Origin of the sequence: Thalassotalea euphylliae (genome assembly GCF_003390395.1) — a bacterium.
GTDB lineage: Bacteria > Pseudomonadota > Gammaproteobacteria > Enterobacterales > Alteromonadaceae > Thalassotalea_F > Thalassotalea_F euphylliae_C.
Map to the genome: position 1 here is coordinate 4,289,084 of NZ_QUOV01000001.1, position 16,331 is coordinate 4,305,414.

The 16,331-nt window shown below is 44.0% G+C and carries 16 protein-coding genes; 4 read left to right on the forward strand and 12 right to left on the reverse strand.

The window, feature by feature from the left end; translation table 11 throughout:
• Positions 1 to 55 precede the first annotated feature (55 nt).
• The gene (fre, locus tag DXX92_RS18715) at positions 56 to 751 is read right to left on the reverse strand and encodes an NAD(P)H-flavin reductase (RefSeq protein WP_116002176.1); all 696 of its coding nucleotides are present in this window, start codon (positions 749 to 751) and stop codon (positions 56 to 58) included.
• A 23-nt stretch (positions 752 to 774) separates the two neighbouring features.
• On the reverse strand, positions 775 to 2,256 hold the full coding sequence (gene ubiD, locus DXX92_RS18720) for a 4-hydroxy-3-polyprenylbenzoate decarboxylase (protein ID WP_116002177.1): 1,482 nt from the start codon (positions 2,254 to 2,256) through the stop codon (positions 775 to 777).
• A gap of 125 nt (positions 2,257 to 2,381) precedes the next feature.
• Here ubiD and DXX92_RS18725 point away from each other — a divergent pair, with 125 nt between their 5' ends.
• On the forward strand, positions 2,382 to 2,876 hold the full coding sequence (locus DXX92_RS18725; protein WP_116002178.1) for a DUF1579 domain-containing protein: 495 nt from the start codon (positions 2,382 to 2,384) through the stop codon (positions 2,874 to 2,876).
• Positions 2,877 to 3,230: 354 nt separating this feature from the next.
• Here DXX92_RS18725 and DXX92_RS18730 read toward each other — a convergent pair whose 3' ends face one another.
• The 3 genes from DXX92_RS18730 to trxA all read right to left on the reverse strand — a co-directional run bounded on the left by DXX92_RS18730 (position 3,231) and on the right by trxA (position 5,878).
• Positions 3,231 to 3,968, reverse strand: a complete 738-nt coding sequence (locus DXX92_RS18730) for a substrate-binding periplasmic protein (RefSeq protein ID WP_116002179.1) — start codon at positions 3,966 to 3,968, stop codon at positions 3,231 to 3,233.
• 110 nt (positions 3,969 to 4,078) lie between these two features.
• Entirely contained in the window at positions 4,079 to 5,338 is a 1,260-nt protein-coding gene (gene rho / locus DXX92_RS18735; protein WP_116002180.1) for a transcription termination factor Rho, read from the reverse strand.
• 213 nt (positions 5,339 to 5,551) lie between these two features.
• Positions 5,552 to 5,878: a thioredoxin TrxA gene (trxA, locus tag DXX92_RS18740; protein WP_116002181.1), complete on the reverse strand. Its 327-nt coding sequence runs from the start codon at positions 5,876 to 5,878 to the stop codon at positions 5,552 to 5,554.
• Between the two features lie 209 nt (positions 5,879 to 6,087).
• On the opposite strand from trxA, the gene rhlB reads away from it, so the two are divergent.
• Both rhlB and DXX92_RS18750 read left to right on the forward strand, forming a co-directional pair.
• The gene (gene rhlB, locus DXX92_RS18745) at positions 6,088 to 7,335 is read left to right on the forward strand and encodes an ATP-dependent RNA helicase RhlB (protein WP_116002182.1); all 1,248 of its coding nucleotides are present in this window, start codon (positions 6,088 to 6,090) and stop codon (positions 7,333 to 7,335) included.
• A gap of 3 nt (positions 7,336 to 7,338) precedes the next feature.
• Complete coding sequence (locus DXX92_RS18750) at positions 7,339 to 8,844, forward strand: guanosine-5'-triphosphate,3'-diphosphate pyrophosphatase (protein ID WP_116002183.1); 1,506 nt, start codon at positions 7,339 to 7,341, stop codon at positions 8,842 to 8,844.
• A gap of 113 nt (positions 8,845 to 8,957) precedes the next feature.
• Here DXX92_RS18750 and hemB read toward each other — a convergent pair whose 3' ends face one another.
• From hemB to tatA, 7 genes are read right to left on the reverse strand one after another with little or no spacing between them, the layout of a single operon-like run.
• Positions 8,958 to 9,968 carry a porphobilinogen synthase gene (gene hemB, locus DXX92_RS18755; RefSeq protein WP_116002184.1) on the reverse strand — a complete coding sequence of 337 codons (1,011 nt, stop codon included), beginning with the start codon at positions 9,966 to 9,968 and terminating at the stop codon, positions 8,958 to 8,960.
• The gene (locus DXX92_RS18760) at positions 9,961 to 11,871 is read right to left on the reverse strand and encodes a sensor domain-containing diguanylate cyclase (RefSeq protein ID WP_181901791.1); all 1,911 of its coding nucleotides are present in this window, start codon (positions 11,869 to 11,871) and stop codon (positions 9,961 to 9,963) included. Before DXX92_RS18760 ends, hemB begins: the two co-directional genes overlap by 8 nt.
• Before the next feature lie 14 nt (positions 11,872 to 11,885).
• The gene (locus tag DXX92_RS18765) at positions 11,886 to 12,665 is read right to left on the reverse strand and encodes a TatD family hydrolase (protein WP_116002186.1); all 780 of its coding nucleotides are present in this window, start codon (positions 12,663 to 12,665) and stop codon (positions 11,886 to 11,888) included.
• A gap of 12 nt (positions 12,666 to 12,677) precedes the next feature.
• On the reverse strand, positions 12,678 to 13,220 hold the full coding sequence (locus DXX92_RS18770; RefSeq protein ID WP_116002187.1) for a hypothetical protein: 543 nt from the start codon (positions 13,218 to 13,220) through the stop codon (positions 12,678 to 12,680).
• Complete coding sequence (gene tatC / locus DXX92_RS18775) at positions 13,220 to 13,969, reverse strand: twin-arginine translocase subunit TatC (protein WP_116002188.1); 750 nt, start codon at positions 13,967 to 13,969, stop codon at positions 13,220 to 13,222. Before tatC ends, DXX92_RS18770 begins: the two co-directional genes overlap by 1 nt.
• Entirely contained in the window at positions 13,950 to 14,360 is a 411-nt protein-coding gene (gene tatB / locus DXX92_RS18780; RefSeq protein ID WP_116002189.1) for a Sec-independent protein translocase protein TatB, read from the reverse strand. The genes tatC and tatB overlap by 20 nt, the downstream gene beginning before the upstream one ends.
• A 3-nt stretch (positions 14,361 to 14,363) precedes the next feature.
• Positions 14,364 to 14,600, reverse strand: coding sequence for a Sec-independent protein translocase subunit TatA (gene tatA / locus DXX92_RS18785; RefSeq protein ID WP_116002190.1), 237 nt, complete (start codon positions 14,598 to 14,600; stop codon positions 14,364 to 14,366).
• A gap of 583 nt (positions 14,601 to 15,183) precedes the next feature.
• Here tatA and DXX92_RS18795 point away from each other — a divergent pair.
• Positions 15,184 to 16,236 (forward strand): hypothetical protein, encoded by a 1,053-nt coding sequence (locus DXX92_RS18795; protein ID WP_116002192.1) that lies wholly within the window; start codon positions 15,184 to 15,186, stop codon positions 16,234 to 16,236.
• Positions 16,237 to 16,331 lie beyond the last annotated feature (95 nt).

The window sequence follows — 16,331 nt, forward strand, 5'->3', positions numbered from 1 at the left end:
AGATGTCGCTCCCTCGAAATAAGTAACGCTTAGCCTTACCTAATTTTGCCTAACCTTAAATAAACGCAAAGGCATCAGCGTACATATGGTCGATATTGGCGCCATGCTCAACAAAATCATTGCGCACTATGCCAACCATATCAAAGCGACCAGCCAAATAGATGTCATAAGGTTCAAGGCTAACAATATCTTTCATAACGGCTTGATGCACTAAGCCTGTTTGACCTTGCCATGCCTCATCCGCCTGCTCAACAACAGGAATAAAACGCGCGTTAGGTAATGATTCAACCATGGCTTTCGTTTGCTCTAGCTCATAACATGCATCCTGCGTGCGTAAGCCCCAATAAACCAATAGTGGACGCTCCGTGCCTTGCTTAGCCAAGTGCTCGAACATCGATTTAATGTAAGAAAAACCGGTACCACCAGCCATTAATAATAATGGACGCTGGCTTTCTTCACGCAAATGGGCATTACCCATTGGCGCTTCGATCGTCACTGAATCACTGTTCTTTAGTTTTTCAATTGCTTGCATAGCATAGCTGTCTTCACCAAAAGCACCGATTTGTAACTCAATTAGCGATTGGTGAGGTGCACTGGCAATCGAAAATGCACGCTTGTCATCTTCTGCCATCACTAAATTAAGATATTGGCCAGGCTTGAACGTCACCGCTTCATTGGGTGCAAGCAACACTTTGTATACATACGGGGTTAAGTTGGTGATCTGTTCAACCCGGCATTCAATGGTATTCATCTACAATAATTCTCTTATGTCTTTTATTTGGAGGCTTTCGGGACTATCGCCAATTCTTGCCATATTTCATCTACCTGCTGCTTCACAGCATCATCCATAACGATTGGCTCGCCCCATTCTCGGTCAGTCTCTCCTGGCCATTTGTTGGTTGCGTCCATCCCCATTTTTGAGCCTAAGCCAGACACTGGCGAAGCAAAGTCTAAATAGTCGATTGGCGTATTATCAACTAACAGGGTATCACGACTGGGATCCATTCGCGTAGTAATTGCCCAAATCACATCTTCCCAGTCGCGCGCATTCACGTCATCATCGCAGACGATGACAAATTTGGTGTACATGAACTGGCGTAAGAACGACCACACCCCCATCATGACGCGTTTGGCATGACCTGGGTATTGCTTCTTCATGGTGACCACGGCTAAGCGATAAGAACAGCCTTCCGGTGGTAAATAAAAATCAACAATTTCAGGAAATTGCTTACGTAATATCGGCACAAACACTTCGTTTAATGCAACACCTAAAATGGCTGGCTCATCTGGCGGACGGCCCGTGTAAGTGCTGTGATATATCGGATTTTCGCGCATCGTTACATGCGTGACGGTAAATACTGGAAATTCATCTACTTCATTGTAATAGCCAGTATGATCACCGTAAGGGCCCTCTGGCGCTGTTTCATTCGGCGCAATGTAGCCTTCCAGCACAATTTCTGCTGTTGCTGGCACTTGCAGGTCATTACTAATGCTTTTAACTACCTGCGTTTTACTACCGCGCAATAAACCAGCAAAAGCATATTCAGACAAGGTATCAGGCACAGGAGTAACAGCCCCAAGAATCGTGGCAGGATCGGCACCTAAGGCAACCGATACTGGGTAGTTTTCACCTGGATTTACCTTTTTAAATTCTTGAAAATCGATCGCCCCACCTCGGTGTGACAACCAGCGCATAATTAATTTGTTTTTACCTAGTAGCTGCTGGCGATAAATACCTAAGTTTTGGCGCTCTTTATGTGGACCTCGAGTGATTGTTAGTCCCCAAGTAATGAGCGGAGCAACATCGCCAGGCCAACAATGTTGAATCGGTAACTTGGTTAAATCGACCTCATCACCTGACATCACAATTTGCTGACACTCTGCTTTTTTCACCACTTTGGTTGGCATGTTCAGCACTTGTTTGTACAGCGGTAACTTATCTAATGCGTCTTTAAAGCCTTTTGGTGGCTCAGGCTCTTTTAGTGTTGCCAGTAGCTGACCAACTTCGCGTAACGCGGCAACATTTTCTTGCCCCATTGCCAAGGCAACACGCTCAGGAGTACCAAAAAGGTTAGTTAATACTGGCATATCAAAGCCAATAGGGTTTTCAAACAACAAAGCAGGACCTTTGGCACGAAGCGTGCGGTCACTTATTTCTGTCATTACCAACTCGGTAGAAATAGGCTGCTTAATTCGTTTTAGCTGACCGATTTTTTCCAGTTGCTTTATAAAGTCGCGTAAATCGCTGTATTTCATATTATATTTTGGTCAAAAATAGTGCTGCTATTATAACTTGCGACGCTAGCGCTCGCTATGTCCTAACGTGAATTTACATAATACTGCTAAGGTTAGACTGGACTACTACGAACTTGAGACCAATTATGACCAGTAAAGTTATTATTTTGCTTATCGCATTAACTGCTTTTGCTTCAAGCGCTTGTGACGACAAAAGCCATCGACAGTTCGATTTCTGGATTGGTCACTGGCAAGTAACGAACAGTGCCAATGATGAGGTCAGTAACAGTAAAGTTTCCTTGATTAACAATGGTTGCGGCATCTTAGAAGAATACCGAACACCATCCGGCTTTGAAGGAAAGAGCCTCAATATTTATGATCAATTGTCCAAACGTTGGCATCAAACCTGGATTGATAATACTGGCTTATTACTGCAACTCGATGGTGAGTTTAAAGGTAATATAATGACATTAACAGGTGAGCTAATAGTTCCACACAACCCGCCAGTAATGAACAAAATTACCTGGCAGCGGTTCAGTGAAGAGGTTGTAGTTCAGCGTTGGTATACCAGCCAAGATAACGGGAAAACATGGGAACTAGTATTTGATGGATATTACGAAAGAGTTAAGCCTGATAATTAGCCTAGCCCTTGATGAATAACGGGTGACTAGATGAATCAATAGTCTTGAAGCAAGCTAGCTACTTTTAACAACTAGGGCGTGTTGATCTTTCGAGATTGAATTTTGTTCAATCTAAACGCTTTCTGATCGCGGCGCTCGCTTTGTCGCATAGTCGTTCTATGTAAAAATCGAGCAACAATGAGCAGGAAGCGTTTAGATGACCCCGCAGGGCAGCGTCTGTTTGAATTTTCTACTGTGTTGGCACTTATTTATGGAGAATGACTACACTGCACAAGTGCCGCCTTGTATAAAACCCAAACAGAATGCTGCAAAAACAATCCTGAAAGATCAACACGCCCTAATCGAAATGAGGAATTATGGAAGTAAAGGCGGCTTAACTTGCGCCGCTTCACGCAGACGTTTAATCAACTCTTTGTGTGTTGTTTGACTGGCGGCAAGCCACAGGGTGTTGGTTTCAATATCAACAGGTAGCACTTTAACAAAGCGATGACAGTCATGCCGCGTTAACACACAAGCCTCCATAAAATGACTTGAGCTCGCAGGAATAACGTCAATACGGTTATTCATTAACTTATCAAAGTTTTGCTCTGCAAAAGGAACAGCATGTATTTTGGTAAAGCCTGACGCTCTTAAGTGTTGGTCAAGCATAGAGTTGATCACGGTACCGACTCGCATCGATTTGATGCTGTGCTCAGTTATCTCTTTACTCTGCATCACTTGCGCTGTGCTGTAAAAATTATACTCAAGGCTAACTACCGGCGCTACCCACTGATAATATTGCTCGCGTGACGGTGTGCGCGCTAAGCCAACAATCAGGGTGTTGGGAGCAGTTTTAGCTTGCTCTACCGCTCTTGGCCAAGGAATTAGCTTGAACTGATATTCACCGAGGTTGGCTTTTTGTAACACACTTTTTACTTGCTCAGCCATTTGCCCTTGGTAATTACCCCTATGCATGTACTGCAACGGGTAGGCATCTTCAACCAACACATCAATCTTAAGCAATTCTTGTTCAGCACTTATCGCCTTAAAGACAAGTAGTAAGCTTGTCAGTAAGCTAAATAATCGCAATATCAGCTGTGGTCGGTGTTTCATTAAATAGTATTGATTGTGTTGTCAGCAACTAGAGCTTTCGTTATGCGCTTTATCAAGCCTGAAAACAAAAAACACCAGCTTAGCCGGTGTTTTTCAATCAAAGAATCGTACTACTTACGTTTCATTGAGTCGAAGAATTCATCGTTGGTTTTGGTCATTGCCAACTTATCGATAAGGAATTCCATCGCATCGATTTCGCCCATTTCGTGGACAATCTTGCGCAAAATCCACATTTTCTGAAGTTCATCTTGCTTAGTAAGCAATTCTTCGCGGCGCGTACCACTGCGATTGAAGTGAATTGCTGGGAATACACGCTTCTCAGCTACTTTACGAGATAGGTGCAGTTCCATGTTACCTGTACCTTTAAATTCTTCGTAAATAACTTCATCCATTTTCGAGCCAGTATCCACTAGCGCGGTGGCAATAATGGTTAAGCTACCACCTTCTTCGATGTTACGCGCAGCACCAAAGAAACGCTTAGGACGGTGCAACGCATTGGCATCAACACCACCCGTTAGGATTTTACCTGATGATGGAATTACGGTGTTGTACGCACGTGCCAAACGAGTAATTGAGTCGAGCAAGATAACCACATCTTTTTTGTGCTCAGTTAAGCGCTTCGCTTTTTCAATGACCATTTCAGCCACTTGTACGTGACGACTAGCAGGTTCGTCGAACGTAGAGGCAACCACTTCACCTTTTACTAGGCGCTGCATTTCGGTAACTTCTTCTGGGCGCTCGTCGATAAGCAATACCATTAACTCACACTCAGGGTGGTTATGAGCAATGCTTTGTGCAATGTTCTGAAGTAATAGCGTTTTACCCGCTTTTGGTGGTGCCACAATCAAACCACGTTGGCCTTTACCAATTGGTGAGGCTAGGTCTAATACACGAGCAGTAATATCTTCTGTAGAACCATTACCGCGCTCCATCACCATACGTGAGTCACAGTGAACAGGCGTTAAGTTTTCAAATAAAATCTTGTTACGTGAGTTCTCTGGCTTATCAAAGTTAACTTCATTAACTTTTAACAGCGCAAAGTAGCGTTCGCCATCTTTTGGCGGACGAATCTTACCTTGAATCGTATCACCAGTGCGTAAGCTGAAACGGCGAATTTGACTTGGTGATACATAAATATCGTCTGGACCAGCAAGGTACGAAGAGTCAGCTGAACGCAAGAAGCCAAAACCGTCTTGTAAAATTTCCAACACACCGCTACCGAAAATGTCTTCACCGCTTTTAGCATGCGCTTTTAGAATTGCGAAAATAATGTCTTGTTTACGGTTACGAGCTAGATTATCAAGCTTCATCGACTCGGCTAAAGCAACCAATTCGCTGATAGACTTCTGTTTGAGTTCAGTAAGATTCATAGTAGATGTTCTTAAACAATAAAATGTTGTTATGTGTTGCCTGCTGGCAGTGCTTGGACGTAAGAATAGGGTTTAGGTATGTGTTACTACAGGGCTAAAGTTAGCATTAAAAACTTGCTAGGTAAAGTAAGCGCCTTGTTTATTCTAATTATTCAAATGCTTTTCAAGCGCAAAAGAAAAAGCTCAGCAATGGCTGAGCTTTTCGTTGATCACTTATAGGTTTGCGTCAATAAACTCTTTTAACTGAGTTTTTGATAATGCACCTACTTTAGTGTCAGCAACGTTACCGTCTTTGAATAACAATAACGTTGGGATACCGCGAATACCGTACTTCGGTGGAGTACCTGCATTTTGGTCAATGTTTAATTTACCAACGGTAAGCTGACCGTCATACTCTTGCGCAATATCGTCAAGTAGTGGGGCAATCATTTTACAAGGACCACACCATTCAGCCCAAAAATCAACCAATACTAAACCTGATGCGTTGATTACATCAGCGTCAAAGCTGTCGTCTGTTAGCTGAAGTATTTTATCGCTCATTTCTTTCTCCGTTACTAGATACCTTGCAAGTTATACGAGCAAGAGTATACCTTGCTCATATAGTTATGCGAATAATTCAATAGAGTTTTTTATTATACCAAGTGCAATTTAGGTCGTTTGTTTCGCTTGCGCCGCCAAGTTGGCCTGTTTTTCGCGTTTTCCTGTTATCAATCATTTTTTAACGCCTGATAACCTGTTAAGCTTGCTGCATGAAAAAAACACACTTAACTGAAACCAAGTTTGCCGACCTTGGGCTTGCTACGCAAGTTGTTACAGGCCTTGAAGCTATGGGCTTCGAGCACTGCACCAATATTCAAGCAAAATCGTTACCTGTTTTACTAGCAGGCAAAGATATCGCCGGTCAAGCACAAACCGGCGAAGGTAAAACCATCGCATTTTTATCTGCAACCTTTCACCACTTATTGCAACAAGGCAAAGTTGATCATAATCAGCCGCGCGCCTTAATCATGGCACCAACGCGTGAATTAGCGATTCAAATTCACAACGATGCAAAAGCTATGGCCAAAAGCACGGGATTACGTCTTGGTGTGGTATATGGGGGCGAAGGTTATGAATCTCAACGCCAAGAGTTGGAGCAAGGGGTAGATATTTTAATTGGTACTTGTGGCCGATTAATTGACTACTTCAAGCAAGGCGTATATCAGCTGAGCAATATCGAGGTTGTTGTCCTTGATGAAGCCGATCGCATGTTCGATTTAGGGTTTATTAAAGACATTCGCTATATGTTCCGCAAAATGCCAGCGGCCGCCAAGCGCTTGAATATGCTATTTTCTGCGACTTTATCGTTTCGCGTGAAAGAGCTTGCGTTTGAGCATATGAACGATCCGGTCAGTGTTGAAGTTGCCCCAGAGCAAAAAACCAATACGCGTATTACCGAAGAGCTCTTCTATCCATCAAACGATGACAAAATGGCGTTATTGCAAACCCTTGTTGAAGAGGAGTGGCCAGAAAAAGCCATTATTTTCGCCAATACCAAACACATGTGTGACAGCATTTATGCCCACCTTGATGCTGACAAGGTGCGCGTTGGCCTGCTAACTGGCGATGTAATGCAGAAAAAACGCCTGAAAATTCTAGAGCAGTTCACAAAAGGGCATCTAGATATTTTAGTGGCAACCGATGTCGCCGCACGAGGCTTGCACATTCCGGCCGTTACGCATGTATTTAACTACGACTTGCCGGACGACTTTGAAGATTATGTCCACCGCATTGGTCGTACTGGGCGCGCAGGCGAAACAGGTCATGCTATTAGCTTTGCTTGTGAAGATTACGTTTTCAATTTGCCAGCAATCGAGAACTATATTGGTCATACACTGCCGGTCAGCAAGTACGACCCTGATGCGCTACTAACAGACCTACCTAAGCCTAAGCCTCGTCACCGTCGCCATAAGCCACACAACGGTGGTCAAAACAGAGCGCGAAACGGACGCAGATAAGCAATGAAAAGTCAGCAGTACGCCGCACCTAGCCCACTTTATGCGGTGATCGACTTGGGCTCAAATAGCTTTCATATGTTGATCACCCGTTTAGTCGCAGATGGCGTACAAACGGTTGACAAGGTAAAGCGCAAGGTGCGCCTTGCCTCAGGCTTAGACGAGCAACTGAACTTATCAGAAGAAGCCATTGGTCGCGGCCTTGAGTGTTTAAGCTTTTTTGCAGAGCGTTTACAAGATATCGCGCCAGAAAACATCCGTATTGTGGCGACTGCAACCTTGCGCATTGCCAATAATGCCGAACACTTCCTCTCTCGTGCACAAACCGTATTAAAACAGCCAGTGCGCTTACTTTCGGGTATTGAAGAGGCAGAGCGTATCTACCTTGGTGTGGCACATACGAGTGAATGCAGCTCACGAAAGTTAGTCTTAGATATTGGCGGAGCCAGCACTGAGATTATCGCTGGCGAAGATTTCGATATTCACCATGCCATCAGTTTAAACATGGGTTGCGTTACCTTTAATCAGCAGTTTTTCTGTGCTGGTAACATTGATGAAGCCGCATTTAGTAAGGCGATTGCCGAAGCGAAATCACACCTTTTGCCATACATTGCGCAATACAGCGACTTTAATTGGCAACATGTGCTTGGTGGCTCTGGCACGATGCAAGCGTTAGCAGAAATATTGATGCACCAAAACCGCTCTGCCATTGTCACTTTAGCCTTTATGCAGGAAGTCAAAGCGCAACTGATTAGCGCAGGACAAATTGAGCAAATCAATATCGGCGGATTAACCAGTGAACGTTCACCGGTACTGGCCAGTGGTTTAGCGATTCTAATCGCATTATTTGAAACCTTCGAAATTAACGCTTTACAGCTTTCTAGCGGCGCTTTGCGCGAAGGTTTACTCTACGAGATGCTGCCAGATATGCGCTCATTGCATATCAGAACGCGCACGGTTGACTCTTTAGTTGAGCGTTTTCATATTGATGTCGCTCACGCTGAACGCGTTAGCCACCAAGCTATGCACTTGTTCAATGGCTATGCTGATAATTGGCAGCTGCACGATGACAACCTAAAACAGCTTTTAAGCTGCGCTTGCCAACTACATGAAGTCGGCTTGCTATTGTCGTACAAAAATCACCAGCGCCATGGAGCCTATATTTTGCAACACGCCGATTTACCTGGCTTTGATCAAACGGAGCGTCAGCTTTTGGTAAATTTAGTGAGGCTCTCTAAAGGTGATATTCCAGCCAATGCGATGGCAGAGTTGGCAATTACAGATACGTTAACTGCCACTCGGCTTTTAGCGATATTGCGACTAGCGATTATTTTGTGTCGCCGCCGCAAAGACGACGTTTTGCCGCAATACAACACCAGTGTTAACGAGCGAATGATAAATTTATGTTTGCCAAGTCAGTGGCTAGAAGCACATCCGTTAATTAGTGATGAATTGCTTCATGAACGTCAGCAACTTCGTGCACTAGGTCTAGATCTGACCATCGCTTGTTAACACAGCACAAGTCGCAGCGTGCCTGACTAAATAGATTCACAATAGATACCCAATGCCATATCAGGTGATCGGGTATCTATTGTTGGGTTGGCGCTAAAAGGTGAGCATAAAAGCTAGTTTTCTTCTTTTAACCAACGCGCAACTTGCTTGGCAAAATAGGTCAAAATGCCGTCAGCACCAGCACGTTTGAATGCCAGTAAACCTTCCATTACACACGGTTTTTCCGCTAACCAGCCGTTTTGAATTGCCGCCATATGCATAGCGTACTCTCCACTCACTTGATAGGCATAAGTAGGCACGGTAAATTCGTCTTTAACACGGCGAACAATATCAAGATAAGGCATACCCGGCTTTACCATTACCATATCTGCGCCTTCAGCAATGTCTTGCGCAATTTCATGCATTGCTTCATTACTATTAGCCGGATCCATTTGATAGGTATACTTGTTACCACCTTTGAGATTACCGCTAGAGCCAACCGCGTCACGGAATGGGCCATAGTAGTTAGAAGCGTATTTAGCTGAGTATGCAAGTATACGAGTATTGAAGTGTCCCGCCGCTTCAAGAGCTTCGCGAATTGCGCCTACTCGACCGTCCATCATATCAGACGGCGCGACAACATCAGCGCCAGCTTCTGCATGAGACAACGCTTGTTTCACTAAAATGTCTTTAGTGACTTCGTTAATCACGTAGCCTTCTTCATCAATAATGCCATCTTGGCCATGGGTGGTGAATGGATCTAATGCAACATCGGTAATAACACCTAGCTCTGGAAAAGCTGATTTTAATGCGCGTACGGCACGTTGTGCCAAGCCATCAGGGTTGTAAGCTTCTTCAGCCATTAACGACTTTTGTGCCTGCGGTGTCACTGGAAATAAAGCGACAGCTGGTACGCCCAGCTCAACGAGCTCTTTCGCTTCTTCAAGCAGCAAATCAATGCTCTTGCGTTCAACGCCTGGCATAGATTCTATGACTTCACGCTGATTCTCGCCTTCTAAAACAAAAACTGGGTAAATTAAGTCATTCACCGTTAATTGATGCTCTGCCATCAAGCGGCGAGAGAAATCATCTTTACGCATACGGCGCATACGTCGAGCAGGGTACTGGCCAAAGGCATTAGTCATGAGAGTGCTCCTGAATCAATAAGTCTGGGGAAATTTCTTGGGTTTTAATTTGGTTGCGACCATTATGCTTCGCTTGATACAAGGCCTTATCGGCCGCACAAAAGATGTGTGCAGGTTCGATGTGTTCTTGCTGCGTATAAGTGGCAATGCCACAACTTACGGTCAATGAAATGTGTTGTTCGTGATAAACAAAATCAAACGACTGCACAGCTTTTCTTAACTCTTCAGCTAGGCTAATCGCACCCGCTTGATCGGTATCGGGTAAAATCAAGCAAAACTCCTCACCGCCGTATCGGCAACCAATATCGGTACTGCGTTTCAAGCTTTGTTTAATATGTTGAGCTAACCAGCTTAAACACTGATCACCCGCAAGGTGACCGTATTTATCATTCACTCGCTTAAAATAATCGAGGTCAATTACGACTAAACTTAGCGGCGTCAGATTTCGTTTACTTCGGCGATATTCCGCCAACATACGCTGATCGTAAAAGCGGCGATTATACAAACCCGTCAATTCATCGATGGTGTTCTTTTGCTCTAACTCGCGATTCGCTTCTTCCAGTTCAGTCAGCGCAATGTTTAATTCTAGCGTGCGCTCTTGAACTCGTTGTTCCAACTCTTCTTGGTTTTCTTCTTGCAGCGCTATCAGTTTTTCATGAGCTTGCTTAGAAGTCATTGCATTCGCTAAGGCTTGCTTTTGCGCTAACTGCTTGTCTTGCATTTGGTAGTAGTACATACGACAGATCAAAAACACGACAAGTATTACGTTAAACAAGAATGAAACAACCAAAAGTGACTCTCGCGCACTAAATGGTGAAATATCAAAAAACAGGCCGAGCGATATAATTAATCCAAACAAAAATTGCACTGCCATTATGACGCTGAAGAGCAAGGCCAATCTTTGCTTGCGCTGATGCAAGTACAACCCAAGCGTAAACAGAGCGACCAACATCGCAATGAAAACTATGTTAGTTGACAGCACGATAGCTGAAAGTGGTAAGTAAAAGCTCACTAGTGAAATAGCAATCAATAGCAGGGAAGCAAATTTGGCAAACTTGACCACAATTGGCATGAGTTTGGTCAATTGGAAGAGGTAAACTGTAAACCAGATAAATGCCAAGGTACTTAGGCCAACCAAGGCTAATAACTCGATACCTCTAAGTTCGTCATGATTCGGGAAGAGGTAATAGAGGTGGCCGCCCACCAATACAGAGAGTAAGCCCGCACGTAAGAAAAAATAAACTGATAGCCAAGCGAGTGCTTTGTCTCTAACCGTGATCCCCAGCAATAACGACATAATGGCAATCGCCACAACCGCACCAACCGCAAAAGCATTGCGATACTGTAAACTCCCTTGTTTAGCGGTAAATTGCTGACCACTTTCAACACTGATTGGGCGATATAATTCACTGCTAGAGCGCAACTGAATATATAGCGTGCGATATTCGTTAGGCGCTAACGTTAATTCCGTTAACCAATGATTAGTCGCTAACAGCGTCGTTGATTCTTGGTGTATTTGTTGTCCGTGAGCTTCACTAAATACATTAAACGAGCTAAAAACAATATCGTTACCTAGGGTAACAAAACTCGTTGCAAACGCCTGACTAGGGTTATTAATAACTACCTTGTACCAATTACCTCCTTCGGCAATCGGTAAATGCTGTGATTCGAGCTTCTGCCAAGCCGTATCAGCGCTAGCAATTTGTTCTATATTTTTGGGGTGAGTTTGGATGTCATCTTGTGAAGCCTTGTATAAGGCGCTAATTTCAACGGTGCTATTTCCCTGGGTACCAAGGGCATTTCCTTGAGGTGCTTTGGTCAAATGCACTACGTCATGGCTAGCAGTAGCGACAAGCGAATGCCACAAACACAACAAGGCTAAACACCGAACAACCGTAGTCACAACCACAGCCTTAATCACAACGAAAAAACCTTTTTAGCGTTGGCGGTACTTATCGCGATGACCTCATCAACATCAACTTGCTTCAATTCGGCAATTTGCTCCGCGACATAGCGCAGGTATTTAGGTTCATTGCGGCTAGATTTAGGACGCGGCCTGATCGTACGCGGGGTCAGGTAGGGCGCATCGGTTTCAATCATCAAGTACTCGAGCGGCAGTGCTCGAACCGCGGTCTGTAGTTCAGCGCCACGGCGTTCATCGCAAACCCAACCGGTAATGCCTATGTAAATACCGTTTTCCACACACTGAATTAATTCTTGTTCATTACCGGTAAAGCAATGAGCAACCATGGCGGGGACTTGATCAATATAAGGTTTTAAAATAGCGAGCCAGTCTTCAAATGCATCTCGTTGATGCAAGAACAGCGGCAACGCTAGACGACTGGCTAATTGCACTTGTTCGCGAAAAACGTTGACTTGCTGAGCAGGTGCAGAGAAGTTTCGATTAAAATCCAGCCCACATTCACCAATCGCTTTAACTTGTGGTGACTGCGCCAATTCGGTTAAAACATCGAGATAATCTGGCGCAACATGATCTGCATAATGAGGGTGAACGCCAGCAGTGGCAGAAAGGAACTTATTGTTCGCATTGGCAAGCGCCAATGCCTGTTCACTTTCAGCAACCGTAGTACCTGTGATCATCAAATGGCTAAGCCCACTGCTTAGTGCAGTGGCAACAACCTCTTCACGATCCTTATCAAAACGAGTACTCGTGAGGTTAACCCCAATATCAATCATGCTAGTTACGCGCTATTTAATGCGTTTAACTCGAATTGTGCGATTGGCATCTGGTTTTTTCAAATAAAACGCGTTCATCACGCCACGTTTGATAATAACTTCTTGACCAGCAACAAACTTGGCAAAACGATCGGTATCTTTTTGCTCCCACTTTTGTCCATTCTCAAACACAAAGCGCCATTTCTTTCGCTTAGACAAGGTGGCAGATTTAATCACAAAGCGCACCTCGTCAACTTGGCTTGATTTAAACTTTGCTTCCTGACCAAAGATATCTTCTGCATCAACCTGCACAATTTTAGGCGACTTCTTAGCCGGTGCTGCTGCTAAAACGTTTTCGCTGGCAGTTGCCGGCACTTTATCAGCATTAACTGCTGGCTGCTTAGCCGGCAACTCTGATGATAATGACTTAGCAACGCCATCGTAACACACAAGACGTTTCAAGCTGTCCGCTTCGCTTTGACAAGTTAACAACTGTGCCTTCAGGCTATGCGACGGGTTAGCGCTAGCCGTTAAGCTGATAAAAACAAGTGATAACATTAGCGTGATTTTTTTCACTACTGCTCCTCTGATGCCTCAACGGCTTCCTTTTTCTGATAAAAGCCCGCTAACAATAAGCCAAGCTCAAACAATAAGAGCATTGGAATCGCAAGCAAGGTTTGGGAAATAATATCTGGTGGTGTCAAAAGCATACCAACAACAAACGCGGCAACAACGATGTAAGGTCGTTTTTTACGCAAGCTTTCAGGGCTAGTAAAGCCAGTCCAGCACAGCAACATGATCGCAATAGGGATCTCAAATGCTGCGCCAAAGGCAAAAAACAGCTTCAACACAAAGTCTAAATAGCTACTGATATCGGTTGCTATGGTCACACCTTCGGGGGCGACCGAGGTAAAAAAAGCAAAAGCGAGTGGAAAAACCACAAAATAAGCAAAGCTAATTCCACCGTAAAACAACAAGGTACTACCGACCATTAACGGCGCGACAAGTCGCTTCTCGTTTTGGTATAAACCCGGCGCAATAAATGCCCAGATTTGATATAAAATCAATGGCATAGCGATAAAAATTGAAAGCACTATGGTGAGCTTAAATGGCGCAAAGAACGGGGATGCGACATCGGTAGCGATCATTTGCGTACCCTCAGGCATAGTCGCTAATAAGGGCTCAGCTAAATACTGATAAATGTCCTGAGCAAAATACGCTAGGCAGCAAAAAACCAACAAGACACTTACAACGGCACGTAACAAACGTGTGCGTAATTCAATCAAGTGGTCAAATAAAGTGTAATTAGCCTGACTGTTTGTCATTCGGCGTGGACGTCTCTTGAGTGGTCGAAGAAGCGCTGGTTAGTGCTTCTTGGTTGGTATTTTGTTGTGCATCGGGATTTGGCTGCGTAGCTTCAGTTTGCTGAAATGGTCTATTCACCATTTCAGCAGCTTCTTGCAGCGATTTTAATGACTCTGCGACTTGCGGCGACATATTTTTAAAATCACTTTGCTCGGCTTTTTTAAGATTTTCATGCAACTCATTGATACGCAACTCTTCTTTCAATTCAGTTTTCACTGATTGCGAGAATTGTCGAACACCATTGATCCAATCACGTACTGTGCGAATCGCCACAGGCAATCGTTCTGGACCCAGCACAAGCAAGCCAATCACGGCGATCAGCATTAACTCCCAAAAACCAATGTCGAACATAAACTAGGCGCGATCTTTTTCTTTGTCTGCAGCCGTTTTTTCAACATTAGCTGGTGCGGAATTGTCTTCCAACGAATCAGTCTTTGCAGTTGTTTCGTTGTTTTCTTCAGATACCGCTTTCTTGAAACCTTTTACTGCCGAGCCTAAATCTGTACCTAATGTACGTAACTTTTTAGTACCGAACAATAAAATGACAATCACTGCGACAATCAGCAACTGCCAAATACTAATACCACCCATAAATCGCTCCTATTGATGCATCTTGGTGATGCGCACGGGCACCTGAAACAGGCTTACTATGTACGCTGTGGCTCTATTATACCCAAGCTAACCCAAAGTGCGAGTTTCACTTAGTGATTTAACTGATACAGATCACAACTGTGCTGACAACTCACGTATACCAATTCGCATAATAATATGGTCAGCTCAGAACGGTTTCAGCGGTTCAAGTACAAGTAAAACTTTTGCAGATATAGTCGCTCTCGGTTTTGTCTCCTGAGTCACTCTACCTCCTGCATCCATGCAGTCGTACATCAATAAAGTTTTGCGCAGTAACTGGGACGCTGAAAAGTTCCTGAAAGGCTTGGCTAAAACGCTTTATTGCTTCGTTGCTTGTCTTTGAAAGGGAGTAACCATTACGTGCAAACAAGCGCCTTGCACTAAAGCGTTTTATCACAAGCTGAGCGATCATTTATTTATGCGAAATGGTATTAAACCTATACTAAATTGATATAAAAGGTATTTTAAAGTAGCAAAATAAGCGCTAATTTAATGATAGCGACTATGATAGTGGCTGTAGTTGATTGTTCATCGGATGAAGTAAATGACAAGAACGGTTTGTTACCTCAGAAAACTTGCTTGGCTGCTAATCAGCGGTGTTTTTATTGCGCCTATTGTTAATGCTCAGCAAACAGCAGCTGAGCCAGATAACACGCCACCTCAAACAATTGAAAAACCACAAAACCCAATAAAGCCCGACGAACAATTCACCATTGTTGGTAGCCAAAGCCAAGCTGAAATTGATTGGATGGAAAGCCTGCACAGCAAAGTAAGTGATACTGTATTTCGTTCCGCCTTCTGGTTCGATGGTTTTTTTACTGACAATGATGACGATGACCGAGAGCGGCCAAATGTAAAAGCCAGAATTAGACTTGGCTGGGAACCTAAAGCCAGAGACTTATCAGGTTTCGACAACAAATTTCGCGTTCGCCTTAAATTACCGCATTTTAAAGATCGCTTAGATTTGATCTTTTCCGATGATGAAGAAGATAGTTTGAGCCAGCTGCCACTTGAAGTGGTCAACACTCGTGAACAAGTGGAAGACGATTCTTTCGCAGCTGCTGTACGCTTTGTCCATCATAGCGATAGCGATCATATTACCGATACTCGCTTGGGCGTTTCATCTGGCGATATTTTTGTGCGTGCACGCCATAAAAGCCGCTATTCATGGAATAAAACCCACGGCCTGCGCGTTGAGCCCGCCTTATTTTATTTTGTGGATGACGGACTAGGGGCAAGACTACTTCTAGAGTATGACTATCAATTAAGCCTGCGCAATCAGTTCCGTTTTGATTATTCCATTCGAGGTTCTGAATCGTTCAGTGGTATTCGCTGGAAACACGGTTTTTATCACCTGCATCAATATTCTTTAAAACGCGCGGGAGCACTGGGATTAGTGATTGAAGGGGAGCGAAATGGTGAGAATGGTTTTATCATCGACAACTACACGCTGAGCTATCGTTACCGTTTTAACGCCTATAAACGTTGGTTATTTTTTGAAGTTGAGCCTTTTTTAGAGTGGCCTGAAGACGAAAATTACAAAACGACACCGGGCATTGCACTGCGAGTAGAAGGTTATTTCTACAAAAATCAATAGCGATGGTAAGCAACGAAGATTAGCGATATCGCGCTATGCATATCACTGCGGGATTTAAACACGACTTGGTTGGAAACTCGATTAAGTTTATATCT

Excerpts from the sequence above, each read along its gene's own strand:
- tatB (WP_116002189.1), bottom strand. The coding sequence starts at position 14,360 with ATGTTCGACATTGGTTTTTGGGAGTTAATGCTGATCGCCGTGATTGGC.
- hemB (WP_116002184.1), bottom strand. The coding sequence starts at position 9,968 with ATGACTAATGCCTTTGGCCAGTACCCTGCTCGACGTATGCGCCGTATG.
- ubiD (WP_116002177.1), bottom strand. The coding sequence starts at position 2,256 with ATGAAATACAGCGATTTACGCGACTTTATAAAGCAACTGGAAAAAATC.
- tatC (WP_116002188.1), bottom strand. The coding sequence starts at position 13,969 with ATGACAAACAGTCAGGCTAATTACACTTTATTTGACCACTTGATTGAA.
- trxA (WP_116002181.1), bottom strand. The coding sequence starts at position 5,878 with ATGAGCGATAAAATACTTCAGCTAACAGACGACAGCTTTGACGCTGAT.
- DXX92_RS18765 (WP_116002186.1), bottom strand. The coding sequence starts at position 12,665 with ATGATTGATATTGGGGTTAACCTCACGAGTACTCGTTTTGATAAGGAT.
- DXX92_RS18725 (WP_116002178.1), top strand. The coding sequence starts at position 2,382 with ATGACCAGTAAAGTTATTATTTTGCTTATCGCATTAACTGCTTTTGCT.
- DXX92_RS18795 (WP_116002192.1), top strand. The coding sequence starts at position 15,184 with ATGACAAGAACGGTTTGTTACCTCAGAAAACTTGCTTGGCTGCTAATC.
- DXX92_RS18730 (WP_116002179.1), bottom strand. The coding sequence starts at position 3,968 with ATGAAACACCGACCACAGCTGATATTGCGATTATTTAGCTTACTGACA.
- tatA (WP_116002190.1), bottom strand. The coding sequence starts at position 14,600 with ATGGGTGGTATTAGTATTTGGCAGTTGCTGATTGTCGCAGTGATTGTC.
- DXX92_RS18750 (WP_116002183.1), top strand. The coding sequence starts at position 7,339 with ATGAAAAGTCAGCAGTACGCCGCACCTAGCCCACTTTATGCGGTGATC.
- rhlB (WP_116002182.1), top strand. The coding sequence starts at position 6,088 with ATGAAAAAAACACACTTAACTGAAACCAAGTTTGCCGACCTTGGGCTT.
- fre (WP_116002176.1), bottom strand. The coding sequence starts at position 751 with ATGAATACCATTGAATGCCGGGTTGAACAGATCACCAACTTAACCCCG.
- rho (WP_116002180.1), bottom strand. The coding sequence starts at position 5,338 with ATGAATCTTACTGAACTCAAACAGAAGTCTATCAGCGAATTGGTTGCT.